The organism is Bradyrhizobium sp. 25ACV, assembly GCF_054863005.1.
The window spans coordinates 19,782-42,259 of sequence record NZ_JAVAYO010000024.1 but is presented as its reverse complement, the minus strand read 5'-3'; the positions used below and the strand labels follow the sequence as shown (position 1 = coordinate 42,259).

At 65.0% G+C, this 22,478-nt stretch carries 23 protein-coding genes; 8 read left to right on the top strand and 15 right to left on the bottom strand.

Annotated elements, in window-relative coordinates; all coding sequences use genetic code 11:
• Nucleotides 1-12 precede the first annotated feature (12 nt).
• A complete protein-coding gene (locus RAD04_RS36010) occupies nt 13-714 on the top strand; it encodes a Crp/Fnr family transcriptional regulator (protein WP_461627570.1) in 702 nt (233 codons plus the stop codon).
• 38 nt (nt 715-752) lie between these two features.
• Here RAD04_RS36010 and RAD04_RS36005 read toward each other — a convergent pair whose 3' ends face one another.
• The 3 genes from RAD04_RS36005 to RAD04_RS35995 form a co-directional block, all read right to left on the bottom strand.
• Entirely contained in the window at nt 753-1,367 is a 615-nt protein-coding gene (locus RAD04_RS36005) for a cupin (protein ID WP_461627569.1), read from the bottom strand.
• Nucleotides 1,368-1,499: 132 nt separating this feature from the next.
• Nucleotides 1,500-2,735, bottom strand: coding sequence for a hypothetical protein (locus tag RAD04_RS36000; protein WP_461627568.1), 1,236 nt, complete (start codon nt 2,733-2,735; stop codon nt 1,500-1,502).
• Nucleotides 2,681-3,121 (bottom strand): hypothetical protein, encoded by a 441-nt coding sequence (locus RAD04_RS35995; protein ID WP_461627567.1) that lies wholly within the window; start codon nt 3,119-3,121, stop codon nt 2,681-2,683. The genes RAD04_RS36000 and RAD04_RS35995 overlap by 55 nt, the downstream gene beginning before the upstream one ends.
• A 532-nt stretch (nt 3,122-3,653) precedes the next feature.
• Between RAD04_RS35995 and RAD04_RS35990 the strand changes: the two genes are divergently transcribed.
• Complete coding sequence (locus RAD04_RS35990; protein ID WP_461627566.1) at nt 3,654-4,862, top strand: hypothetical protein; 1,209 nt, start codon at nt 3,654-3,656, stop codon at nt 4,860-4,862.
• Here the strand turns inward: RAD04_RS35990 and gmk are convergent.
• The 9 genes from gmk to RAD04_RS35945 form a co-directional block, all read right to left on the bottom strand.
• Nucleotides 4,795-5,454: a guanylate kinase gene (gene gmk / locus RAD04_RS35985; RefSeq protein ID WP_091954920.1), complete on the bottom strand. Its 660-nt coding sequence runs from the start codon at nt 5,452-5,454 to the stop codon at nt 4,795-4,797. The two genes, RAD04_RS35990 and gmk, sit on opposite strands and share 68 nt — an antisense overlap.
• Before the next feature lie 3 nt (nt 5,455-5,457).
• Nucleotides 5,458-6,345 carry a YicC/YloC family endoribonuclease gene (locus RAD04_RS35980; RefSeq protein ID WP_461621115.1) on the bottom strand — a complete coding sequence of 296 codons (888 nt, stop codon included), beginning with the start codon at nt 6,343-6,345 and terminating at the stop codon, nt 5,458-5,460.
• A 114-nt stretch (nt 6,346-6,459) separates the two neighbouring features.
• Entirely contained in the window at nt 6,460-7,734 is a 1,275-nt protein-coding gene (gene mltG, locus RAD04_RS35975; protein ID WP_461627565.1) for an endolytic transglycosylase MltG, read from the bottom strand.
• A 125-nt stretch (nt 7,735-7,859) separates the two neighbouring features.
• Nucleotides 7,860-9,125 carry a beta-ketoacyl-ACP synthase II gene (gene fabF, locus RAD04_RS35970; RefSeq protein ID WP_461627564.1) on the bottom strand — a complete coding sequence of 422 codons (1,266 nt, stop codon included), beginning with the start codon at nt 9,123-9,125 and terminating at the stop codon, nt 7,860-7,862.
• Between the two features lie 108 nt (nt 9,126-9,233).
• Complete coding sequence (locus RAD04_RS35965) at nt 9,234-9,473, bottom strand: acyl carrier protein (protein ID WP_008130699.1); 240 nt, start codon at nt 9,471-9,473, stop codon at nt 9,234-9,236.
• 313 nt (nt 9,474-9,786) lie between these two features.
• The gene (fabG, locus tag RAD04_RS35960) at nt 9,787-10,524 is read right to left on the bottom strand and encodes a 3-oxoacyl-[acyl-carrier-protein] reductase (RefSeq protein ID WP_461627563.1); all 738 of its coding nucleotides are present in this window, start codon (nt 10,522-10,524) and stop codon (nt 9,787-9,789) included.
• Nucleotides 10,525-10,625: 101 nt separating this feature from the next.
• Complete coding sequence (gene fabD, locus RAD04_RS35955; protein WP_461627562.1) at nt 10,626-11,585, bottom strand: ACP S-malonyltransferase; 960 nt, start codon at nt 11,583-11,585, stop codon at nt 10,626-10,628.
• 173 nt (nt 11,586-11,758) lie between these two features.
• Nucleotides 11,759-12,784, bottom strand: a complete 1,026-nt coding sequence (locus RAD04_RS35950; protein WP_461627561.1) for a fatty acid desaturase family protein — start codon at nt 12,782-12,784, stop codon at nt 11,759-11,761.
• Between the two features lie 3 nt (nt 12,785-12,787).
• The gene (locus RAD04_RS35945) at nt 12,788-13,492 is read right to left on the bottom strand and encodes a TetR/AcrR family transcriptional regulator C-terminal domain-containing protein (protein ID WP_461627560.1); all 705 of its coding nucleotides are present in this window, start codon (nt 13,490-13,492) and stop codon (nt 12,788-12,790) included.
• 338 nt (nt 13,493-13,830) lie between these two features.
• On the opposite strand from RAD04_RS35945, the gene rpsF reads away from it, so the two are divergent.
• The 4 genes from rpsF (at nt 13,831) to rplI (ending at nt 16,349) form a co-directional block, all read left to right on the top strand.
• Nucleotides 13,831-14,340, top strand: a complete 510-nt coding sequence (gene rpsF / locus RAD04_RS35940) for a 30S ribosomal protein S6 (protein WP_028145028.1) — start codon at nt 13,831-13,833, stop codon at nt 14,338-14,340.
• Nucleotides 14,341-14,345: 5 nt separating this feature from the next.
• Entirely contained in the window at nt 14,346-14,585 is a 240-nt protein-coding gene (gene rpsR, locus RAD04_RS35935) for a 30S ribosomal protein S18 (protein WP_007592020.1), read from the top strand.
• A 127-nt stretch (nt 14,586-14,712) separates the two neighbouring features.
• Nucleotides 14,713-15,699 (top strand): hypothetical protein, encoded by a 987-nt coding sequence (locus RAD04_RS35930; protein WP_461627559.1) that lies wholly within the window; start codon nt 14,713-14,715, stop codon nt 15,697-15,699.
• A gap of 50 nt (nt 15,700-15,749) precedes the next feature.
• Complete coding sequence (gene rplI, locus RAD04_RS35925) at nt 15,750-16,349, top strand: 50S ribosomal protein L9 (RefSeq protein ID WP_461621124.1); 600 nt, start codon at nt 15,750-15,752, stop codon at nt 16,347-16,349.
• 120 nt (nt 16,350-16,469) lie between these two features.
• Here rplI and RAD04_RS35920 read toward each other — a convergent pair whose 3' ends face one another.
• The 3 genes from RAD04_RS35920 to RAD04_RS35910 form a co-directional block, all read right to left on the bottom strand.
• Nucleotides 16,470-16,937 carry a PaaI family thioesterase gene (locus RAD04_RS35920; protein WP_461627558.1) on the bottom strand — a complete coding sequence of 156 codons (468 nt, stop codon included), beginning with the start codon at nt 16,935-16,937 and terminating at the stop codon, nt 16,470-16,472.
• A gap of 11 nt (nt 16,938-16,948) precedes the next feature.
• Nucleotides 16,949-17,545: a TetR/AcrR family transcriptional regulator gene (locus RAD04_RS35915; RefSeq protein ID WP_461627557.1), complete on the bottom strand. Its 597-nt coding sequence runs from the start codon at nt 17,543-17,545 to the stop codon at nt 16,949-16,951.
• 108 nt (nt 17,546-17,653) lie between these two features.
• The gene (locus tag RAD04_RS35910) at nt 17,654-18,613 is read right to left on the bottom strand and encodes a hypothetical protein (RefSeq protein ID WP_461627556.1); all 960 of its coding nucleotides are present in this window, start codon (nt 18,611-18,613) and stop codon (nt 17,654-17,656) included.
• Between the two features lie 279 nt (nt 18,614-18,892).
• On the opposite strand from RAD04_RS35910, the gene RAD04_RS35905 reads away from it, so the two are divergent.
• Both RAD04_RS35905 and RAD04_RS35900 read left to right on the top strand, forming a co-directional pair.
• Entirely contained in the window at nt 18,893-20,143 is a 1,251-nt protein-coding gene (locus RAD04_RS35905; RefSeq protein ID WP_461627555.1) for a class I SAM-dependent methyltransferase, read from the top strand.
• A gap of 797 nt (nt 20,144-20,940) precedes the next feature.
• On the top strand, nt 20,941-22,449 hold the full coding sequence (locus tag RAD04_RS35900; protein ID WP_091954885.1) for a replicative DNA helicase: 1,509 nt from the start codon (nt 20,941-20,943) through the stop codon (nt 22,447-22,449).
• Nucleotides 22,450-22,478: the final 29 nt, after the last annotated feature.

Sequence of the window (22,478 nt, the reverse complement as noted above, 5' to 3'; positions counted from 1 at the left end):
GCCGCGAGGCTCATGCCGCATCCGAAGTTCATCGCGCGTCTCCAGGCCATCGAAGGCCTGTCGGAGGACGAACACCGGCAGATCGCGGGCCTACCGTCCACGCTGCGCCAGATCGCGGACGGTGAGATCGTGCTGCGCCAGGGCGAGGCCGCCTCGCGCTGCGTCTTCGTCGTCAGCGGCTTCCTCTACCAGGCCCGCATCGTCGGCGATCGCAGCCAGATCCTCGCGTTCCACGTTCCCGGCGACATGCCCTGCCTGCACACGCTGCTGGTCTCGCCGATGGATGCGGATCTCGTCGGCCTCGGCCCGACCGTCGTCGGCTACGTCGGGCACAGCCAGCTCCGCCAGCTGCTCGACGGCTCGAACCATCTGACCCGCGCGTTCTGGCGCGAGACGCTGATCGATGCGGCGATCTCGCGGCAATGGATCGCCCGCCTCGGCGCGCAGGCGGCCCTGCCGAAGGTCGCGCATCTCATCTGCGAGCTGGCGGCGCGGCTGGAGATCGTCGGCCTTGTCAAGGACGCCTGCTTCCAGATTCCGATGACGCAGCGGCACGTCGCCGATGCCTGCGGCCTGTCGATCGTGCACGTCAACCGCACCATCCAGGAACTGCGGCATCGCGGATTGATCGCATGGGAAGGCAGCGAGATCGAGCTGCTGCAGCCTGAAGAGTTGCGCAGGTTTGCCGATTTCACGCCCGACTATCTGACCTGAAGCGCGGTGGATGGGTGAGCGGAGCGCTACCCCTCGCGTCACGATCGCGGCCGCACCGTCCGCCATGATGTGAGTAGCGGACCATTGCGGCCCAGGACAGGATCCGTCTTCGGCTTGCGGACCTTGGCGATGCGCTTGACGGCATCGGGACGCTCTCGCATGTCGGTGCACTCGTCGTATGTCCCGTCCTGCGGATACGCTCCGACGACCCCGAAGTCCGGGCTGGACTCGATCAGCCGGTGTCCGGTGCCGGCGGGCAGCACCAGAACGTCGCCGGCTTTCACGCGGAGGATGCGCCCCTTGATCCCGCCGCACTCGACCCTGGCCGTGCCACGCGCCACGCCCATCACTTCGTGGACCTGCGAATGATAATGGACGAAGTCATACACAGTGTCCCGCCACGACCGGCCCCAGCCGTTTGTATCGAACAGCGTGTCGATGATGACTTCAGGGGGAAAGCGCCTGGACTTCAGATTCACCGCGCCGCGATAGAGCAACACCGGAAAACGCGGATTGTTCGGCACGATGCCATCGTCGCGAAAACGGATGGCTGCCGGCTTCCGGGCCCGCACCAGCCCCCGCAGCGTTGCCGCATCGGGATGCTCCTCCACGAGCTTCTTGGCGAAATTCTTGATCTGGTCCTTGATCGGCATGGCCTGTCCTCAGGCACGATTCAACGACGGCGGAGGTGAGAAGTTTCCAGGCGAACGGGTTGATCGGCGACAGGCCCCACTCCGTCCTGCGGATGATCTCTCTAGCGATGTCTCGCACTTCCTGAGATCGGGTTACGGCGTGATGATATCCAGCCTGTCCCGCGACGGGAGCGTTGCCTTGAAGGCCCGCAGCGCGGCATCAACCGCCGCCGCATCGGCCAGCGGCGTGCGGTAAAAATCGACGTTCTGCCGCGACATGGTCACGCTTGTTGTTTGGAGCACGGCGACCTTCGTCCAGCTCGATGGCACGCCTTTCTCGAACCATCTCTCGTAAATCATGATGAGACCGACCTCGTGATCTTGGGCAAGAGCCGCCATCTCCGCCGGCCCATAATCTCCCGCCATTCTCGCCTTGCGCACCTGCTCCGAGCCAAGGCCCCAGAGATCGAGCGTATAGTTGGTATTGCCATATGCAACCAAGCCGAGATCGTTGACCCCAACCGCATCTCTATAAAACGATTGGGCGAAACGAGCCATCTGGTATTGCTGCTCGTAGATATCGTTTGCGCCCAGCGGCGAGACCACTGCCGCTGTCATGTAGGGAATCGCCGCGGTCCCGAGCCCGAAGACCACGCCTACCTTCACACGGGACCATTGCAGCGCGGAAAGCTGGGGCTTGAGTTGTGCGATGCCCCACAGCAACGCGGCCGCCGCGAGAGCCATGATGTAGACCTCGTACCGATTGAACCAACCGTATTGACCGCACACCAGATGGGCTCCGACGGCAACAATAACGGTCAGAAGGACGATCAGCACGTTGCGATCGGCGCGTAGTAGACTGGCGCACCAGGCTACAGCGAGACCGAGTGCGATGAGCCGCAATCCATACGACGTCATCACGCTCCGCAGCATGTTTCTGACGATGGCAGGCAGCTCGCTCGCGGGCTGATCAATGGTCGTCAGATAGCCCTTCAACAAGACGGAGCTCGGCAGCAGCGGCAGGCCACGCAAGGCCATGAGAACGACATAGCCCGATAGAGTGACGACAATGACAAGCACTGCGCCGGCCGCAAAGCGGCGCTGGCCCAGCAGCGTGAACGCCGCGATTGCGGCACCGGCGAATGCGATCCCTTCGAAGCGGATGAGCGGAAGCAGCACCAGGGCGAGCAAATGGAGCGATGTCGGTGCGAACCCGCGCGCCGCCGCCACGAGACCCGCAAAGGTCACGATTGACGCCCAGACGTGGACACTGTGCTCCATGCCGGTCATGGGCAGCGCGACAGCGCTGGTGCTGAAGATGAGGAGCAGCGCGATCACACAAGCGAACAGACGCTCACCCACGCCATCGAACAGGCCACTGGCCTCCAAGAGGCGCACGACAGCGAAGATCGTCGCACCTGCGGCGCAGCGTTGATCAACAACGGACCAAATGCACCGAGATGAAGCGCTTCGGTCAGAGCCAGAAGATATGGCCAGATGATCGATGAGCTAGGCGATGAATATTCCCCGGCGTTGACCCCATATCCGCCGGACAGGATCTGGTCAGCGACCGCAAGGTGGATATACGCATCGTCCAGCGTGAAGAGGAGCCTGAAGTCGCACAGCGCCAGGACTGCGATGATCTCCATCGCAAGCAATCCCAGCCAAACGAGCATGGCTGCAGTTGAGGGTTGAATCCAGGCATCGGCACCCAAATGTCCCGACGACGCCCTGCCTGTCTTGTCGGGGCAATCGTATTGATCGACGACAGCCATCACACTCCCCCGTCAGTCGCTCGATCACGATTGACGCCTAGCCGGGGTCCATTTCCCACATCCTGCGGTTTATCTTAGGCTCCCTAACAATCGGTGACTGCAAGGCTTGAAATATCAGGGTTCCCTTGGGTCGTCTTCCCAGGCCCGGTCATTTGCAGAAGCGCAGCCGCCCGAACCGAGCCCGTCTTCCCGGCAGTCGCAGACACGCACTTTTCGCCCCGTCACCGGCACCATCAGCCCGAGCGGCTCGGTCAGCACGGTCGGTCAAGGCGACGGCGTGACCTTCACCGGCTCCGGCCGTCTCGGCGCCCGCAGCGGTTCCGGAACCTGGCGGCGCTCCGATGGTTGCGGCGGAACCTGGAGCTCGGCGAAGCAATAACGCCCAAGGAAATGCCTGATCTCGCGGCGGAACGAACGCGCCGCAAGCCCAATTCAAGCCACATCCTCTCCGGATTTGCGGCTCATTGCCACCCAAGTCTTTGATGACAAAGGGCTGGTTGAGAGTTGCGTCATGCGTAACCGGGAGACCAGGATGGGCAACCGCACCGCAAAATTCGTATCCGCGCTAGTCGGCAGCATCATTGCCGGCGCGCCACTGGCCGCCGTGTCGCAGAACGCGCCGGCGCCATCGAGCACAGCCAACGCGGCCGCCGACTGCCTCGCCTCGCCGAAGGGCGCCGCGCCGCAGGGGCAGCACTGGTACTATCGTCTCGACCGCACGACCAAGCGGCAATGCTGGTATCTGCGCGCCGCAGGCGGCAAATCCTCCCAGACCGCGCAGGCGACGACCGACGCGCCCGAGGCGGATTCGGCCGCGCCGCAAGCGATGCAGAACGCGCGAGCCGAATACACCGCTCCGCAGACGAGTGCCGCACCAGGCACGCCGAACATGAGCGCGCCCGCCCCCGCCGCAACCAATGCGCCGCCGGTCGCCCAGCAGCCGCCAAGCGGCGCGCCTGCGACCAACGCGCAACAGCCGGCTGTCACCGCGCGCTGGCCCGAGGCCTCCCCGGCCTCCGCCGCGCCCACACCGCCGCCGGCCCCCGTTGCGGCCACCGCGCCCGCGGGCGCAAAGCCGGCAAAGCCTCCCGCGCCGATGACCCCGGCCGGGGCAGACGGCACCGCCGACAAGCCGGCCGGCTCGGTGCAGATGCTGCTGCTCGTGATCGGCGGCGCGCTGGCGCTCGCCGGCATCCTCGCCAGCGTCATCTACCGCTTCGCCGGCGGACGCCTCCGCGTCCAGGCCGCCGACCGCCGCGGACATTGGGACGATTGGGCGCCGCAGGACCATGACGTAAGCCGCGCGCCCTGGCTCGGTGCGGAGCCGGCCGTCACGTCGCGCGCACAGCAGGGCCCCGTCGACTTCGATGAAGTTCGGCCGCCGCAGACCGCGCAAATCGCCGCCTTCACCAAGGAGATCGGCAGGATCGCGGCGCAATCCGCGTCCATTCGCAACAAGGCCGCTGAGCTCGACAAGGCCGACATCTTCAACGGAAAGTTCGAGATAGAGGCATCGGCGCCCCGGCTCGCGGTCAAGGACATCGGCGACGAAAAGGCCGTCGATCACCACGAAGATGCGCAGGTAGATGCGCAGGCCGGGGATGCCGTCGACGTCGACGTGATCACCGCGATGCTGGAACGGCTGGCGAAGCAGGGGCCGCGGCTGCCGCAGCCTAGCCCTGAAGCTGAGCTTGCAGAGCTCGTACGAAACCAACGAGGCCAATCCGCCGCTCGCGCTTGAGGCGCTCGGCCTTCAGGATCGACTGCACCTCCGCAAAGGCCTCGTCGACGTCGTGGTTGATCACGATGTAGTCGTACTCGGCCCAGTGGCTCATCTCGTGGCTGGCCCGGCTCATGCGCTTGCGGATGACCTCGTCGGAATCCTGCGCGCGCGAATGCAGGCGTTTTTCGAGATCGCCGGCCGAGGGCGGCAGGATGAAGACGCTGACGACGTCCTCACGGGCCTTGTGCTTCAATTGCTGCGTGCCCTGCCAGTCGATGTCGAACAACACGTCCTGCCCGGCTGACAGCGCCGCCTCGACGGGGCCACGCGGCGTGCCGTAGCTGTTGTCGAACACCGTCGCCCATTCCAACAGCTCGTCGGCCTTCACCATCGCCTCGAACGTGGCCTTGTCGACGAACGTATAGTCCTTGCCGTTGACCTCGCCCGGCCGCATCGGCCGCGTGGTCGCGGACACCGACATTTTCAGGCCGGACATGCGGTCGATCAAAAGACGCGACAGCGTCGTCTTGCCCGCGCCCGAGGGCGAGGACAGCACGAACATCAATCCGCGCCGCTCGACACCATCAGTTCCGTGACCGCCGCTCGTCATCGATCACTCCAGATTCTGGACCTGCTCGCGGAACTGCTCGACCACGTTCTTCATGGCGAGGCCCGTATTGGTCAGCTCGATGTCGTTCGACTTCGAGCAGCAGGTGTTGACCTCGCGGTGAAACTCCTGCGCCAGGAAGTCGAGCTTGCGGCCGATCGGGCCACCCTTGCCGATCAGCTCGCGCGCCTGCGCGATGTGGGAAGCGATGCGGTCGAGCTCCTCGCGGATGTCGGCCCGGGTGGCGATCAGGATCGCCTCCTGCATCAGGCGGTCGGAATCGAAACGGTCGGAGGTGTCGAGCAGGCTCGCGATCTGCTCGGCGAGCCTGGCCTTGATCGCCTCCGGCTTGCGGCCGGGCGCGGCTTCCGCCCTCTTCGCCAGTTGCTCGACCTCGTCGACCCGTTGGGTCAGGATCTGCCCGAGCGAAGTGCCCTCGCGCTTGCGCATCTCGACGAGATCGGCGAGCGCCTTGTCGAAGGCCTCGGCGGCGGCGATACGCGCGGCCTTGTCCTCCTCCTCGTCGCCCTCGGGCTCGGCAACCTCGACGACGCCCTTGATGGCGAGCAGACCGTCGATGCTCGGCGCAACCGCGTCGACCTTGCCGGCGATGACGGCGGCGGCCTTGAGCACGGCGTTGAGCACGTCCTCGTTGACGCGAACGGTGGCCGCGGCGTTGGCGCGCTTGACGGTGAGATTGGCGTAGACGGTGCCGCGCGACAGCAGCTCGCCGGCGCGTTTCTTGGCGTGGGCCTCGAGCTCATCGAACCCTTGCGGCAGCCGCACCCTGAGGTCAAAGCCCTTGGCGTTGACCGACTTCAATTCCCATTCGAACGTGTACGGCCCGCTTGCGCCGTGGCATCTCGCAAAGCCGGTCATGGACGACAGCGCCATCAGGTCAATTTCTCCGGAAACACGGGATTCGCGAGGCATCAAGCCACGCGAATCTTAAGACTATTTTGCAGGAAAGTGGAATCCGCAAAGCCGGCGAGCAGGTCTGCAACCCGCCTAACGCTGGACCACCGGCGGCGAGGACTGCACCGCGCCCTGCCGCGCCGGTGCTGGAGCGGCGGGCCGCGCCGCCGGCGGCTTTTTCTGTTGGTTAGGCCGGACCGGCGTGGTCGCCGTCGGCGTATCGGCAGCTCCGGGTGCGACGGCGGCGGGTGGCGCCGCATCCTCGGCCGGCTCCACCGTGTCGTTCTGGATCTGCTTTTCCATGGCGCGGAGCTTGGCGACGTTCTTCTGATGCGCGTCGTAAGTCTCGGTGAAGGCGTGCCCGCCGGTGCCGTCGGCGACGAAGAAGAGGTCGCGGGTGCGCGCCGGATTGGCGGCGGCCTCCAGCGAGGCGCGGCCGGGGTTGGCGATCGGACCCGGCGGCAGGCCTTCGATCACATAGGTGTTGTAGGGCGAGGGCTGCGTGATCTCGCTGCGCTTGATCGGCCGGCCCAGCGTGCCCTTGCCGCCGACGAGGCCATAGATGATGGTCGGATCCGACTGCAGCTTGATCCGCTGCTTCAGCCGGTTGGTGAACACCGCGGCGACACGGCTGCGCTCGTCCGGCTTGCCGGTTTCTTTCTCGACGATGGAGGCGAGCGTCACCAGCTGCTCCGGCGACTTCACGGGAATATCCTGATTGCGGCGCTCCCAGATCTCGGCGAGCACGCGCTTGTGCGCCTGCTGCATGCGCTGGACCACCTGCTCGCGCGGGGTGCCGCGCGGGAATTTGTAGGTCTCGGGCAGCAGCGTGCCCTCGCGCGGCAACTCACGCACGCTGCCGGTGAAGATGTCGTTGTCGGACAGGCGCGCCACGATCTGCTCGGAGGTCAGGCCCTCCGGAATCGTGACGGCATGCTGGACCACCTTGCCCTCGACGATGGTGGCGATGACGTCGCGGAGCGATGCGTTCTTCTGGAACGAATATTCACCCGGCTTGAGGTCCGAGCTCGCCTTCAACGCGGCAACGCTGGCGATGAACACCCACGGGTTGATGTCGGTCACGCCTTCCCGGTTCAGCGTCTCGGCGATGTCACGCTTGCCCGCACGCTGCGGGATGTTGACGATCTTGTCGTCCTTGAGCGGCCCGGGCGCCTCGAGCACCTGCCGGCCGTAATAATAGACGCCGCCGGCGCCGAGCATGGCGATCAGCAGAAGGGTGATGATGGCGTTGCCGACGACCACGAAAGGATTGCGCGCACGGTCCGATCGCTTCGGCGGCGGCGGGACCTGCTCGGGCTCGAGCGCTGCCCGCGGACTCCGGGGCGAAATGGGCGGCCTTTCACTCATCGAAACAACCTGAATCCTGCCGGTTCAATCGCGGCCCGACAATCGCTTGCCCTGCCAAATGCACGCGCCCACTTCCATGACTATCGCCGAATACGGCAAAACGGTGGATTCGTCTCAAACTTAAACTAACTGGCCAGGCGCCGGACGATCACCGACGCATTGGTACCGCCAAAACCAAACGAGTTCGACAAGGCGACGTTGACCTCTCGCTTCTTCGCCTTATGCGGCACGAGATCGATCGCAGTCTCGACCGACGGATTGTCGAGGTTGATCGTCGGCGGCACGACATTATCGCGAATCGCGAGAATGGCGAAGATCGCCTCGATCGCACCGGCCGCGCCGAGCAGATGCCCCGTCGACGACTTGGTCGAGGACATCGCAACCTTGGAGGCGGCATTGCCGAGCAGACGCTCGACGGCGCCGAGCTCGATCTCGTCGCCGAGCGGCGTCGAGGTGCCGTGCGCGTTGATGTAATCGAGATCGGAGGCGGTCAGGCCGGCGCGCTTGAGCGCGGCCGACATGCTGCGGAAGCCGCCATCGCCATCGGGCGACGGCGAGGTAATGTGATAGGCATCACCCGAAAGACCGTAGCCGATCACCTCGGCATAGATCCTGGCGCCACGGCGCCGGGCGTGCTCGAGCTCTTCCAGCACCAGGACTCCGGCGCCCTCGCCCATCACAAAACCGTCGCGGTCCTTGTCGTAGGGACGCGAGGCCTTCTCAGGTGTCTCGTTGAAACCGGTCGACAGCGCGCGCGCGGCGTTGAAGCCGGCAATGCCGATGCGGCTGATTGGCGATTCGGCGCCGCCGGCGACCATCACGTCGGCATCGCCGAGCGCGATCAGGCGGGCAGCATCGCCGACCGCATGTGCGCCGGTCGAGCACGCCGTGACCACGGAGTGGTTCGGCCCCTTCAACCCGTGCGCGATCGAGACGTAGCCGGAAGCCAGATTGATCAGGCGGCCCGGAATGAAGAACGGCGACACCCGGCGCGGTCCACGCTCCTTGAGCAGGATCGCGGTCTCGGCAATGCCGTTGAGGCCGCCGATGCCCGACCCGATCATGGTGCCGGTCGCGCATTTGTCCTCTTCGGTCTCGGGATGCCAGTTGGCGTCGTCGAGCGCCTGGCCGGCGGCGGCCATGCCGAAGATGATGAAGTCGTCGACCTTGCGCTGGTCCTTCGGCTCCATCCACTTATCGGGATTGAAGGTGTCGTTGCTGCCGTCGCCGCGCACGACCGTGCAGGCGTATTTGGTCTGAAGATCGGAGACATCGAAGCTCTCGATCTTGCGCGCACCGCTCTCGCCGTTGAGGATGCGCTTCCAGGTCGGCTCGACGCCGCAGCCGAGAGGCGACACCATGCCGAGACCAGTGACGACAACCCGCCTCATATCCGAAAACTCCGCATCGAAAGATTCACGGCCAATAACAAGAAACCGGCTGACCGCTGGGAAGCGGCCCGTCCGGTTTCAATGTTGTCCCCGCGAAAATGAAGAGCCTTAGCTCTTCGCGTTCTTCTCGAGAAACTTCGTGGCGTCGCCGACGGTGAGAATCGTTTCCGCAGCGTCGTCCGGAATCTCGCAACCGAATTCTTCTTCGAACGCCATCACCAGCTCGACGGTGTCCAGACTGTCGGCGCCGAGGTCGTCGATGAAGCTCGCGGCGTCGACAACCTTCTCGGGTTCAACACCAAGGTGTTCGACCACGATCTTCTTAACCCGTTCGCCAATGTCACTCATTGCATAACCTCGTGTTGTTCCCTGTAGACCCGACCCCCCGGGACGATACGAGCCGTCGTGGTCGTGTTACTTGCCTTCGCTTACGAACTTTGATTTGGCCCCATCCTAACCGATACAGGGCCCGGCGAACGACGGCCAAGGCTCCGCATCGCCAATATACAGGGTTTCAAAAACCTGCAATGGCGTTCTTTGCCCATCCGTTGAGCGTCCGGTTATCATACTTCAACTGCCTTGACTATAAGCCTCATTTCTCTCCGGAAACGGCCGTTTGCCGCATCCGCACTGTCCATGTGGGCAGTGCGGAACGAGCGCTTCAGATCATGGCCATGCCGCCGTTGACGTGAATGGTCTGGCCGGTGACGTAGGCTGCTTCGTTCGAACTCAGGTAGACCGCGGCCGCCGCGATGTCCTCGGGCGTCCCCAGGCGGGCGGCCGGAACCTTGGTCAGAATCGTTTCGCGCTGCTTGTCGTTGAGCGCATCGGTCATCGGCGTCTTGATGAAGCCCGGCGCGATGCAGTTGGCGGTGACGCCGCGCTTGGCGTATTCGGCCCCCAGCGTCTTGATCATGCCGATCAGGCCCGCTTTCGACGCCGTGTAATTGCCCTGCCCGGGATTGCCGGTGACGCCGACCACCGACGTGATCGCGATGATGCGGCCGAAGCGCTTGCGCATCATCAGCTTGGTGGCGGCGCGTGCCAGGCGGAAGGTCGCGGTCAGATTGACGTTGATGACCTCCTCCCAATCCTCGTCACGGAGCTGCACGAAGAGATTGTCGCGGGTGATGCCGGCATTGGCGATGAGGATGTCGACCTGGCCCATTGCCGCTTCCGCAGCGGGCACCAGCGCCTCGACCTCGTCGGCCTTGGAGAGATTGCAGGGCAGCACATGGGCGCGCTCGCCGAGCTTGCCGGCAAGCTCGTCCAGCACCTCCTTGCGCGTTCCTGATATCGCAACGGTCGCGCCCTGCGCGTGCAGCGCCTGCGCGATCGCGCCGCCGATACCGCCGGTCGCGCCGGTGACGAGCGCCTTTTTGCCAGTCAGATCGAACATCGAAAACTCCTCCAAAGCACGATCCGGAAAAGTGCGCAGCGGTTTTCCGAAAGATCGTGCGTAAACTGAAAAACTCAAGCGCGACGAGAAATCATCGCGCTTTAGCCCTGCTTGGCAGCGACCAATGCATCCTTGGCGGCGGCAATGTCGTTCGGGCCACCGACTGAAACGCCGACGGCGCCGTCCGCGATGCGCTTGACGAGACCGGACAGCACCTTGCCGGCGCCGATCTCGAAGAACCGCGTGACGCCCTGCCCTGCCATGTAGGCAACCGACTCGCGCCAGCGCACGGTGCCGGTGACCTGCTCGACCAGGCGGCGACGAATCTCGTCGGGATCGCTGATGGCGCTCGCCAGCACGTTCGACACCAGCGGCGAAGCCGGGGCCTTGATCGTAACCTTCGACAGCGCTTCGGCCATGGCGTCGGCAGCGGGCTGCATCAGCTTGCAATGGAACGGAGCGGACACCGGCAGCAGCATCGCGCGCTTGGCGCCCTTGGTCTTGGCGATCTCGACGGCGCGATCGACCGCGGCCTTGTCGCCCGAGACGACAACCTGCCCGCCGCCATTGTCGTTGGCGGCCTGGCAGACCTGCCCCTGCGCCGCCTCCTTGGCGACCTCCATGGCGGTCTCATAGTCGAGGCCGAGCAGCGCGGCCATCGCGCCGGCGCCGACCGGAACGGCTTTTTGCATTGCGAGACCGCGGGTGCGAAGCAGACGGGCGGTATCCAAGACTGTCAGACTGCCGGCCGCGGCCAGCGCCGAATATTCACCGAGCGAGTGGCCGGCGACGAAGGCCGCATCTCGTCCCACGGAAAATCCCGCCTCAGCCTCCAGCACGCGCAGGGTGGCGACAGACACCGCCATCAGCGCCGGCTGGGCGTTTTCGGTGAGCTGGAGGGTTTCGGCCGGACCATCCCAGATGATCGCCGTCAGCTTCTCCCCTAACGCGGCGTCGACCTCGTCGAACACGGCGCGCGCCACCGGAAAGGCATCGGCCAGGGCCTTGCCCATGCCGACCGCCTGGGAACCTTGCCCAGGAAATGTGAATGCAGCCGTCATCGGCGCTCCCTGCTTGTCGGACACGATCCCCGCGAGAACCGGCAGCCGATTACGCACGGCGTTAGGCCATGGTTCCGGATCGTGCTCCAAAGGGGGCCGTAGACACTGTCCGGGGCCGGACTGTCAAGCCGAGATGGGAACTTCGAGCAGCACTCAACTGGGGATGCGCCCCCTCAAAACCCACCGGCGGTCTGGTTGGCATCGACCTCCGCTCCGGCCTGCGCACGGCGCGCGCTGCTCGCCAACTGCCCCGGCCGATCCTCCCTGTCAGGCTTTGCCGTCGCCAGCCGCAACACCGCCGCGTAGTTCGGCTGCACCTCCATGCGGCCGGCATGCCGGCTCTCGCTCAGCAGGCGATGGACCTTCGGCAGATTGTAACAGGGCACGTAGAACAGCAGATGATGCTCGAGGTGATAATTGACGTAGTACGGCGCGATGAACAGGCGCTCGAGAACATTGGCATGCGTGGTGCGGGTGTTGCGCAGGGGATCGCTGCTGTCGGGGACGACGGCATGCTCTGCGATGTTACGGATGCGGGTGATGATCATCATCCAGGTCAGAAGCGGCACCAGCCAGAGCAGCGGATACGCCCACCATACGCCGGCCGCCGCGAGCGCTGCGAACATCGCGGCGTTGAGGAGGCATTGCGGGCCGAGCTTGTCCCAGAAATGCGCCAGACGCTGCCGCCACGGCCAGTCCTTCGGCCCGAGCGCATTGAGCAGCTGCGCCTTGCGCTGCTGGTAGCCGGTCTGTCCGGTGATGTCGCGAATGAACTTGCGGCGATAGCTCAGCTTCGTAATCGGAAACGGCGCCGACAGCACGAGATCGGGATCATCCTCCTGCTGCGTGCGCGCATGGTGCTGCAGGTGGTAACGCCGATAGCTGCGTGTCTCCGCAAACAGCGGATAGGCACAGAACCATTGGCTCAGGGCCAGGTTGGTTTTCTCATCGGCGGACAGGCAGCCATGCGCGCCATCATGCATCAGGATCGCGAGGCCCAGCTGACGCGAGCCGATGATTGCGACGGCAAGGACATAGGTGACCGGATTGGGCCACCACGCGACCAATGCGATCGCGCCAATGATCAGCGCCCAGGCGTGCGCGATCAGCGCAACACCTTTCCAGGTCACACGCTCTCGGACATCGGCAAGCTGGTCGTCGGTCAGGAAATCGCGGGCACGCATGCGAAGCGCGGTCATGGCCTAGCCTTCCTCGTTCGAATTGCTTGATACCTCGCGGCCCTCGACGAGGCGCAGGCGCGCCGTGTCATCGGATTTCGCCTGCTCGCCGAGCACGCGCAGCATCTCGGCGCAGAGCGCCTCGGGCGAACGGCCCATGGCGTAGCCTTCGAGAATGACGCCAATGGCGACGGCCCAGAACCGCCGCGAGCTTTCGTCGGGCGCGCGCAGCGAGCGCCAGCCGTGCCGCGCCACCTGGCTCGCATAGGCGCGCGCGCCTTCGCCGTGCAGGCGTTCGATCGTGCGCTCGACGAGCGGTGCGAGATCCTGGCGGCGCCGCGTCAATGTCAGCGCCTCGGCGAAGAAAGCCACTGAATCGCTCGCCGTCACGGTCTCCGCCAGCGCATGCGTGTAGTCCCGTGGCGTGCGCGCCTTCAGCGCCGCCTGCTCGGTCGCACGCGCCAGATACAAGAGGTCGCGGCAGGCGCATTCGACGAACAGCGCCTCCTTGGTGCGGAAGTAGTAGGTGATCTGGCTCGGGAATGCGTCCGCTGCGGCGGCGATGTCGGTGATCGCTGTGCCCGACAGCCCCCGCTCCCGGAACAGCGGGCTTGCCGCATCCAGCAGCAGCGAGCGCATCTTGCGCCCCGCCGACCGTGTGGCCCGCGCGGCATGCTTCGGATCGCCCGCCGACGCCTCAAATGGAGCCTGGACCGATTCACCAGTCATCAGCACCTCCCGACCTCGTTATTTGTATGATATACAAACAAATAGGTCAAGCTGGTAAGGGAGGGTGGTTTGAAGGCCCCCCTGTCAGCTCCGTCTGGCCGAAAACGAGGTCTCCAACCTTGCCAAGTCAGACAAAATCCGTATAAGGCGCGCATCCGCAGACCCCGGCCGGGAGCTGAACGGACGGTCTCAGCAAGTCATTCGTGATTTTGGTGTGGCAGGGCCAGTCGGCCCGTCGTCCCGTGTTTCCGCCTTCTGAGCTTAATCCCAGAGTCCTTTCCGAAGGCCTCTTAAGGGCTTGACGCCGGGCGATGCGCCAACATGAGGAAAGGACCACCATGGCTCTTTATGAGCATGTCTTTCTCGCGCGTCAGGACGCGAGCACGCAGCAGGTCGAAGAGCTGACTGCGCAGATGACCGGTATCGTCGAGGGTCTCGGCGGTAAGGTCACCAAGACCGAGAATTGGGGCGTACGCTCCCTCACCTACCGCATGAACAAGAACCGCAAGGCGCACTTCGTGCTGCTCAACATCGACGCGCCGTCCGCGGCGATCGCCGAGATCGAGCGCCAAGAGCGCATCAGCGAAGACGTGATCCGCTATCTCAGCGTCCGCGTCGAGGAGCTCGAGGAAGGCCCGTCCGCGATGATGCGCAAGGCCGACCGTGACCGCGAGCGCGACGACCGTGGCGGCGGCTTCCGTGGCGACCGCGAAGGCGGTGGCTTCCGTGGCGACCGCGAGGGTGGTTTCCGTGGTGGCGATCGTGACGGTGGCGGCTTCCGCGGTGACCGCGGCCCACGCCGTCCGCGCGAAGAAGCTGAAACCACCACCACGACGGACGGGGAGTAAGAACAATGGCTGAAGCTGGTGCACGCCGCCCATTTTTCCGTCGTCGCAAGAGCTGCCCGTTCACGGGCGCCAATGCTCCCAAGATCGACTACAAGGACTCCAAGCTGCTGATGCGTTACGTCTCCGAGCGCGGCAAGATCGTGCCGAGCCGCATCACCGCGGTGTCCGCGAAGAAGCAGCGTGAGCTCGCCCGCGCCATCAAGCGCGCGCGGTTCCTGGGCCTGTTGCCCTACGTCATTCGCTGATACGAATTTAGCCGGCGGCGACATCGCCGCCGGCTAAACTCTTTAATTTCATAAGGCTTCCGGGTCGTCTGGTCGCCGATGGTTGGGGCGAGATGCCTCTAACCGCTCGAAGGGAGCGGGACAGCTGATGATGGCCTTTGTGCTGATAGCCTTGATCGCCGGCGCTGCGTCGGCCCTGATGTTCGCCTCGATCATTTCGGGCGCGCTGATCTCGCTCGTCCTGTTCTATCTCGCACCGCTGCCGCTGATGGTCGCCGCGATCGGCTGGGGACCGCTTTGCGCAAGCCTCGGCGGCATCGCTGCCGCGGTCGGCCTCGGTGCCCTGTTCGGCCTGCCCTATTGCATCGCATTCGCCGTCACCGTCGCGCTGCCGGCGTGGTGGCTCGGCCATCTCGTCCTGCTCAGCCGTCCTGTGGGAAAGGTTGCCGTGGGACATGTCGCGCCTGACGCCGCCGCGCCCGCCGAGCCTGAGCTCGAATGGTATCCGGTCGGCCGCATCCTGCTGTGGCTCGCGGGCTTCGCCACGTTGACCACGATCGCCGCCCTGCTCACGCTCGGGACCGACGCCGAGACCATCATCGGCACGCTGCGGCGCGGCCTGATGCGCCTGCTCCGGGCCACCGACCCGCAAAGCTCCGGTGAAGCCGGTCAGTTCGTCGATGCGATGGTGCGGATCGCACCGGCCGGGGCCACCATCATCGCGATGATGACGCTGACCCTCAACCTCTGGCTCAGCGCCAAGATCACGGCGACGTCGGGCCGGCTGCGCCGCCCGTGGCCGGACATGAAGACGGCGGAGCTGCCGCCAATGACGCTGGTGGCGCTCTGCATCGCGCTCGCCTTCTGCTTCACCGGCGGGCTGCTCGCGATCGCCGCACAGATCGCCGCGGCCGCGCTGATGATGGGCTATGCGGTAACCGGCTTTGCCGTGCTGCATACGCTCACGCTGGCGCTGAAGAGCCGCACGTTCTGGCTCGGCTCGACCTACGCCGTCGTGGTCGTGTTCGGATGGCCCGTGATCGCGATGGTGATCCTCGGACTCGCGGATGCCGTGTTCGGCTTCCGCGAACGCTTCCTGCGCAGCCGGCAACCGCCGCCGCTGCCGACCCCTTGAGTTCAACCCGAAACCGAAACCTTACAGAGCACTTCAAAAGGAGAACGAATATGGAAGTCATTTTGCTGGAACGCGTCAACAAGCTCGGTCAGATGGGCGAAGTCGTGAAGGTTCGCGACGGCTATGCCCGCAATTTCCTGCTCAAGCGCGGCAAGGCGTTGCGCGCAACGGCCGACAACCGTGCCAAGTATGACGGCATGAAGGCCGAGCTCGAGGCCCGCAACCTCGCCTCGAAGGGCGAAGCTTCCAAGGTCGCCGAGAAGATCGAAGGCAAGAACATCATCGTGATCCGCCAGGCCTCCGAAGCCGGCCAGCTGTTCGGCTCGGTCAACGTGCGTGACATCGTCATCGCGTTCGAAGCCGATGGCGTTTCGCTCGCCCGCCCGCAGATTCAGCTCGACGCGCCGATCAAGACCATCGGCAAGCACGCGATCACCGTCGCCGTCCACCCCGAGGTCGAGGTCGAGATCACCGTGACGGTCGCGCGCAGCCAGGACGAAGCCGAGCGCATCAACCGCGGCGAGGACATCTCGACCCGCAACGAGGACCGCGACGCGGCCGCCGAGGCGATCGCCGCCGCCGGCGAGTTCTTCGATCCGGAAGCCGAGCACGACGAAGCCGAGCCGGCACCGGCCGCGGAAGAGAAGTAAGCAGCAACTCGTCATGCGCGGGCTTGACCCGCGCATCCATCGCAAAAAGGCTTCTCGCTTAAGGATGGATTGCCGGGTCAAGCCCGGCAATGACGGAAGAACAAACAAAACCCGGTCGCCTCAGGCGGCCGGGCTTTTCGTTTTGGCGGCGACGTCCTCGCTCAACATCGCGATCGAGGCCAGCGCCGTCGCCGTGTGCTTCTCGACACCGTCGCTGACGCAGAACACGTCGGCCGCGACCACCGACACCTGGCGGCCCGGCTTGATCACCCGGGCACGGCAGATCAGCTTCTCACCGACCGCGGGCGACAACAGGTTGAGCTTGTATTCCGCCGTCAGCGCCGGCTGGCCGCGCGAGGTCGCGGCTGCGATCGTCGTGGCGTTGTCGACCAGGAAGGCGGTAACCCCGCCGTGGAAGAAGCCGTGCTGCTGCAGCAGCTCCGGCCGGCGATCCACAGCGATCGTGCAAGTGCCGCGCGACAATTCCGAAACCTCGGCGCCGACCAGGTTCATGAAGCCTTGTCGGCCGACATTGGCGTGGATGCGTTCGGCCACAGTGGCGAATTCGGGATCTGCTGCGGCGCTCATGAGGCCTCTCCTTATGTCTTGTTAATGCGTTCGGGCGGCCGCAGCGCACGGCCGGCACAGGCGATCAGCGTGTCGGCCTCGACGCGCGGATCGGCGCGGTCCCGTCCCGACAGGAAAGCGCGGCAGAAGATCTGCGCCGGGCCGATGAGCTGGCTCACGAACATCACCGGCGTCATCGGCAAGAGCTCGCCATTTGCGACCAGCGGCGCGCGCCAGCGCTCGATGCCGCCGGCGAGCCGCGCATTCTGCGCGCGCTGGGCGTCGCGAACCTCCTCGCCCCACTCGCTTCGCGATATCTCGAACAGGTAGCGCGCCTCGCGCCGGCTGGTCACGACCCATTCGAGATGGGCCCGGATCAGCCGGTCGATGCCCTGCTCCGCATCGGGCACGGGATCGAGCGCGGCCAGCACCGCGGCGTGATAGTGCCGCAAGACCTCCAGGAACAGCGCACCGGCGAGCTCCTTCTTCGAGCCGAAGGCGTGAAAGAAGCTGCCATTAGAGGCGCGGGCCCGGGTGCGGATCGCGGCCACCGTCGCGGCTTCGAAGCCGACGCGGTCGAACACGATCAGCCCGGCTGCCAACAGGTCGTTCCGCACGCTCGCCGTCATGGACGCCTCCTAGAGTATTCCTCTAGAGCAATACTCTAGGCGCGGTCAATGCAATGCGGAGGCCGCGATGAACGCGGCCTCCGCATGTCGATCAAAAACGTCGCTGGCTTAGCGCGAGATGGGCGGCGTTGGCGGACCGGAGGACTCGGCCGGCGCAGCAGGCGGGGCTGCAGCGGTCGCGGGCGGTGCCGGCTGCGGCCTGGCCGCCGGTTCGGAGCTGGCCGCAGGCGCGGCCGGCTTGGGAGCAGCCTCTTCCGCCGGCTTGGGTGCGGCTGGCTCGGCAGGCTTCGCGGCAGCCGGAGCGGCCGGCGTTACCGCCGGGACCGGATCGGGCCGCAGCGCCGGAGCTTCGCTGCCGCGGGGCTCGGCCTTGGCGCTGTCAGGCTTGGTCTCAACAGGCTTCTCGGACGCCTTGCCGCTGTCGGGCTTGGCCTCGTCGCGACCGGGCTCGACCTTGGCCGTGTCGGGCTTGGACTCAGGTTTGGATTCGCTCTTCTTCTCGTCAGTGGCTGGCGCCGCGGCATCGACCTTCGGCGCCTCCTCGGTGCCGGGCTTGGCGCGGCGCTTGCTCTTGCGTCCCTCGGGCGCAGCCTGTCCCTCGGGCTTCGTGCCCTCCTCGGCCGGCCGTGCGGCACGCTTCTGGCGCGCACCTTCCGCTGCGGGAGCAGCAGCCTCGCCGTCCGGCCTGGCCGCGTCCTGGGCGCGCGGGCGGCGGCCCTGATGCTCGGGATTGGTGCTCGCGTCCTTTTCCCTGGCGCCGTCCTTCTTGGCGTCCTTGGCCTGGTAGCGGGTATCGGTGGCGCCGTTGGAGACGAGATAGGAGGCGAGGATGCCTGCCATGTCTGAACTCGTGGTGTAGTGCTGGCGCAGGAAGCCCGGCAGCGAGCCCGGCGCGACGGACTTCAGAAGTCCGCGCGGGCTCTTGTGGCACGCATTGCAGGTCTGCGCGAAAAGCTGGGACGGGGTTTTGCCGGCCTCGAGGTTGGTCACCTGCGCAAAAACGGTATCGGCCGCGCCGAAGCCGATCAGAAGCAATACCGTCGCGAGGCTGAGCGCTCGGCTCGACATTCCCATCATCTCCATTGAATTCCGAGAGGTGCAGCCGGCATCCGGCGCGGCAGCGGTCACCTTTTATCCGATTGAGCCACGAATGGAAGCAGGCACCACGCGCAAGGATGTGATTAAGCGGTTTGCGAATATCGGCTGTGAACTCAGCGCATTAGCGCAGCCGATCCTGCCTCCCTAAATTTGAATGCAAGCGCATAGGAACCGCCGCGTCACCTGGGCGTCAGAAGTGAAGGCCGGGTTAGTCGCATCCCTTCGGGTTCGCTCGAGAGGAAGGTGTCGATGGACCTCTTGTTGCGTAGATTTCTGTCTCAATTCATCCGCCGCGGCACGATGACGGTGACCGGCTCGAGCGGATCGAAGTTCACCGTTGGCGACGGCACTGGCGAGCCGGTCGCGGTGCGCTTCGTCACCGCGGAAGCGGAGCGGAAGATCCTCATCAATCCCGAGCTCGGGCTTGGCGAGGCCTATATGGACCGCGAGTTCATCGTCGAGCGCGGCACCATAGCTGATGCCCTCGCGATCCTGCTCGATCAACCCGACCTATTGCCGCAGTGGGCAAAACCCTGGTGGCGCCTGCGCTATCTGACGCGGCATCTGAAGCAGTTCAATCCGCGCTCGCGCTCCCGCCACAACGTCGCGCATCACTATGATCTCGATGCCCGGCTCTATTCGCTCTTTCTGGACGCCGACAAGCAATATAGCTGCGCCTATTTCGAGACGCAGGACGCGACGCTCGACGACGCGCAGCTGGCCAAGAAACGGCACATCGCCGCAAAGCTGTTGGTCAGGCCCGGCCAGCGCGTCCTCGACATCGGCTCCGGCTGGGGCGGGCTCGGGCTCTACCTTGCCGAGATCGCCGGCGCCGACGTCACCGGCGTGACGCTGTCGAGCGAGCAGTTGCAGCTCGCCAACGCGCGCGCGGCTGAAAAGCGCCTGACCGGCTCGGCCAGATTCCTGCTCCAGGACTATCGCGACGTCGAAGGCCCGTTCGACCGCATCGTCTCGGTCGGCATGCTCGAGCATGTCGGCGCCCGCTTCTACGACACCTACTTCCAACGTTGCGCCGAGCTGTTGAGCGAAAACGGCATCATGCTGCTGCACGCGATCGGCCGTTCGCAGGGCCCGGACTCGACCAATCCCTGGATCGCCAAATACATCTTCCCCGGCGGCTACATCCCGGCGCTGTCGGAGGTGCTGCCGGCGATCGAGCGCGCCGGCCTCCTGGTCTGCGATATCGAGATCCTGCGCCTGCATTACGCGGAAACGCTGAAGGCCTGGCGGGAGCGTTTCATGGCGCGGCGCGAGGAGGCCGTGCAGCTCTACGACGAGCGTTTCGCGCTGATGTGGGAATTCTATCTGGCCGCCTGCGAGATGACGTTCCGCAAGCAGGCCATGATGAATTTCCAGATCCAGCTCACCCGGCGCCAGGGCGTGGTGCCGATCACCCGCGACTACATGCCGCGTGAAGAAGCCCGGCTGCGAGCTCGCGAACGCGCGAGCAAGCCCAGACTGAAATTGGCTGGTGAATAGGTCCTAGTCTGGTGAATAGATCCTAGTGACGCAGGGTCGACATCTGGGAGGAGCGGAAACTGGCCGTTAACGCCAGTTGCGTCCTCAGCGCGACCAGGATTTCCGGGGCGACAGGCTGGCGACGTATTTCGGGCCGTTCCGCGTGCTCCATGGCCGCAATCAGCCCCGAGAGCCAAAGCCGGCTACCTGCCTCGCTCCGCCAAATCTGGTGCTGCCGTTCTGGCCGCATCGCCTGCCTCGTTCCCTGTTGACGGATCGTGGGAGACAATTCCCTCCCCCGCCTGCCTGTTCCCGTCTTACCCCCGAAAGATTCCGGGGAGATGTGATCCAATTCACATAAGTCTGGTCGGGCCTGGCCTAGACCGTCGCCATGAGCAAAGAGACCCAAACCTCATTCGACGTGCAGGACGACCTCCGCACCGATTACGCCCTGATCGTTACCGGCGTCGGGGCGGCTCTGGTTGCGCTGGTCTACCTCCTGCTGGTCTGAAGGCGAGCCCAAAGCCGCCAGTGCGCGTCTTTTCGCGCGCATCTGGATTCGTCTGCGCGCCAATCCATAAGGTTCACGCATAAGGCTCATCGTTTCAGGATTTTTCCATGGTGCGGGCGCGGCCGCTTTCCAGGCCGGGGCGAGTTCCGCAAAAATCCGTCAAGCGCGACGCATGCTGCGAGCGCTAATCATCCACCATTTTAACTGAGCGGTTGATAGCGGTCAGCTTTCGCTTCCGCTTTGCACCGAGGCGGCGCTTTATCCCGGCCCCGCATCCGCCCAAGAAAATTGCTAAGCACGTCCGACCATGGCCCTGACTGATTCGAACGTCCTCAAACTCGCACCCGAGCCCGGAACTCCCGCCTATCGGAGCGCGCCGCATAATATCGAAGCGGAACAGAGCCTTCTGGGCGCGATCCTGGTCAACAACGATGCGTTCTACCGTGTTTCCGACTTCCTCGAGCCGAAGCATTATTTCGAGCCGCTGCACCAGACCATCTACGAGACCGCCGCCAGCCTGATCCGGATGGGCAAGATCGCCACGCCCGTGACGCTGAAGACGTTCCTGCCCGCCGACACCGATGTCGGCGGTATGACCATCGGGCAGTATCTGGCGCGCCTCGCGGCGGAAGCGACCACCATCATCAATGCCCAGGACTACGGCCGCACCATCTATGACCTGGCGCTGCGTCGCGACCTCATCGGCATCGGCGAGGACATGGTCAATGTCGCCTATGACGCCCCGGTCGATTTCGCGCCGCGGGCGCAGATCGAGGATGCCGAGCGCCGCCTCTACGAACTCGCCGAGTCCGGCCGCTATGACGGCGGATTCCAGAAATTCTCGCAGGCGCTGGCGGTCGCGGTCGATCTCGCTGCAAAGGCGTTCCAGCGCGACGGCAAGCTGTCGGGCATCTCGACGGGCATGCGCGACCTCGACACCAAGATGGGCGGCCTGCAGCACTCCGACCTCATCATCGTCGCGGGCCGTCCCGGCATGGGCAAGACATCGCTGGCGACCAACATCGCCTACAATGTCGCGCAAGCCTATGTGCCGGAACTCCAGGCCGACGGCACCACGAAGGCCGCTAATGGCGGCGTGATCGGCTTCTTCTCCTGCGAAATGTCGGCCGACCAGCTCGCTACCCGTATCGTGGCCGAGCGCACCGGCGTTCCCTCCTCCCACATCCGCCGCGGCGGCATCTCGGAAGCCGATTTCGAAAAGATCCGGGAGGTCTCGATCGAGCTGCAGTCGCTGCCCTTCTACGTGGACGCCACCGGCGGCCTGTCGATCGCGCAGCTGATGGCGCGCGCGCGCCGGCTGAAGCGGCAGAAGGGCCTCGACCTGCTCGTGATCGACTACATCCAGCTGCTCTCGGGCTCGGGCAAGCGCAGCGATAATCGCGTGCAGGAAATCACGGAGATCACGACCAGCCTGAAGGCGCTGGCGAAGGAACTCAATGTTCCCGTGATCGCGCTGTCGCAGCTCTCGCGTCAGGTCGAATCGCGTGACGACAAGCGGCCGCAGCTCTCCGATCTTCGTGAATCCGGCTCGATCGAGCAGGACGCCGACGTCGTGCTGTTCGTGTATCGCGAGGAATATTACCTCGCCATGAAGGAGCCGCGCCCGGGCACGCCTGAACACGAGAAGTGGCAGCTTGACATGAGTCTTGCGCACGGGAAGGCCGAGGTCATCATCGGCAAGCAGCGTCACGGCCCGACAGGCACCGTCGACCTCGCCTTCGAAGCCTCGGTCACGCGGTTTGGCGACCTCGCCCCTGACAGTCAGCTCCCGGTTCGCAGCGGCAACGACTACTGAGTTCCTTGAACAGGACCTGCCTCTTGCGT

Coding starts and splice junctions, on each gene's coding strand:
- RAD04_RS36010 (WP_461627570.1), top strand. CDS start 13: ATGCCGCATCCGAAGTTCATCGCGCGTCTCCAGGCCATCGAAGGCCTG.
- RAD04_RS36005 (WP_461627569.1), bottom strand. CDS start 1,367: ATGCCGATCAAGGACCAGATCAAGAATTTCGCCAAGAAGCTCGTGGAG.
- RAD04_RS35995 (WP_461627567.1), bottom strand. CDS start 3,121: ATGGCTGTCGTCGATCAATACGATTGCCCCGACAAGACAGGCAGGGCG.
- RAD04_RS35990 (WP_461627566.1), top strand. CDS start 3,654: ATGGGCAACCGCACCGCAAAATTCGTATCCGCGCTAGTCGGCAGCATC.
- gmk (WP_091954920.1), bottom strand. CDS start 5,454: ATGACGAGCGGCGGTCACGGAACTGATGGTGTCGAGCGGCGCGGATTG.
- RAD04_RS35980 (WP_461621115.1), bottom strand. CDS start 6,345: ATGGCGCTGTCGTCCATGACCGGCTTTGCGAGATGCCACGGCGCAAGC.
- mltG (WP_461627565.1), bottom strand. CDS start 7,734: ATGAGTGAAAGGCCGCCCATTTCGCCCCGGAGTCCGCGGGCAGCGCTC.
- fabF (WP_461627564.1), bottom strand. CDS start 9,125: ATGAGGCGGGTTGTCGTCACTGGTCTCGGCATGGTGTCGCCTCTCGGC.
- RAD04_RS35965 (WP_008130699.1), bottom strand. CDS start 9,473: ATGAGTGACATTGGCGAACGGGTTAAGAAGATCGTGGTCGAACACCTT.
- fabG (WP_461627563.1), bottom strand. CDS start 10,524: ATGTTCGATCTGACTGGCAAAAAGGCGCTCGTCACCGGCGCGACCGGC.
- fabD (WP_461627562.1), bottom strand. CDS start 11,585: ATGACGGCTGCATTCACATTTCCTGGGCAAGGTTCCCAGGCGGTCGGC.
- RAD04_RS35950 (WP_461627561.1), bottom strand. CDS start 12,784: ATGACCGCGCTTCGCATGCGTGCCCGCGATTTCCTGACCGACGACCAG.
- RAD04_RS35945 (WP_461627560.1), bottom strand. CDS start 13,492: ATGACTGGTGAATCGGTCCAGGCTCCATTTGAGGCGTCGGCGGGCGAT.
- rpsF (WP_028145028.1), top strand. CDS start 13,831: ATGGCTCTTTATGAGCATGTCTTTCTCGCGCGTCAGGACGCGAGCACG.
- rpsR (WP_007592020.1), top strand. CDS start 14,346: ATGGCTGAAGCTGGTGCACGCCGCCCATTTTTCCGTCGTCGCAAGAGC.
- RAD04_RS35930 (WP_461627559.1), top strand. CDS start 14,713: ATGATGGCCTTTGTGCTGATAGCCTTGATCGCCGGCGCTGCGTCGGCC.
- rplI (WP_461621124.1), top strand. CDS start 15,750: ATGGAAGTCATTTTGCTGGAACGCGTCAACAAGCTCGGTCAGATGGGC.
- RAD04_RS35920 (WP_461627558.1), bottom strand. CDS start 16,937: ATGAGCGCCGCAGCAGATCCCGAATTCGCCACTGTGGCCGAACGCATC.
- RAD04_RS35915 (WP_461627557.1), bottom strand. CDS start 17,545: ATGACGGCGAGCGTGCGGAACGACCTGTTGGCAGCCGGGCTGATCGTG.
- RAD04_RS35910 (WP_461627556.1), bottom strand. CDS start 18,613: ATGTCGAGCCGAGCGCTCAGCCTCGCGACGGTATTGCTTCTGATCGGC.
- RAD04_RS35905 (WP_461627555.1), top strand. CDS start 18,893: ATGGACCTCTTGTTGCGTAGATTTCTGTCTCAATTCATCCGCCGCGGC.
- RAD04_RS35900 (WP_091954885.1), top strand. CDS start 20,941: ATGGCCCTGACTGATTCGAACGTCCTCAAACTCGCACCCGAGCCCGGA.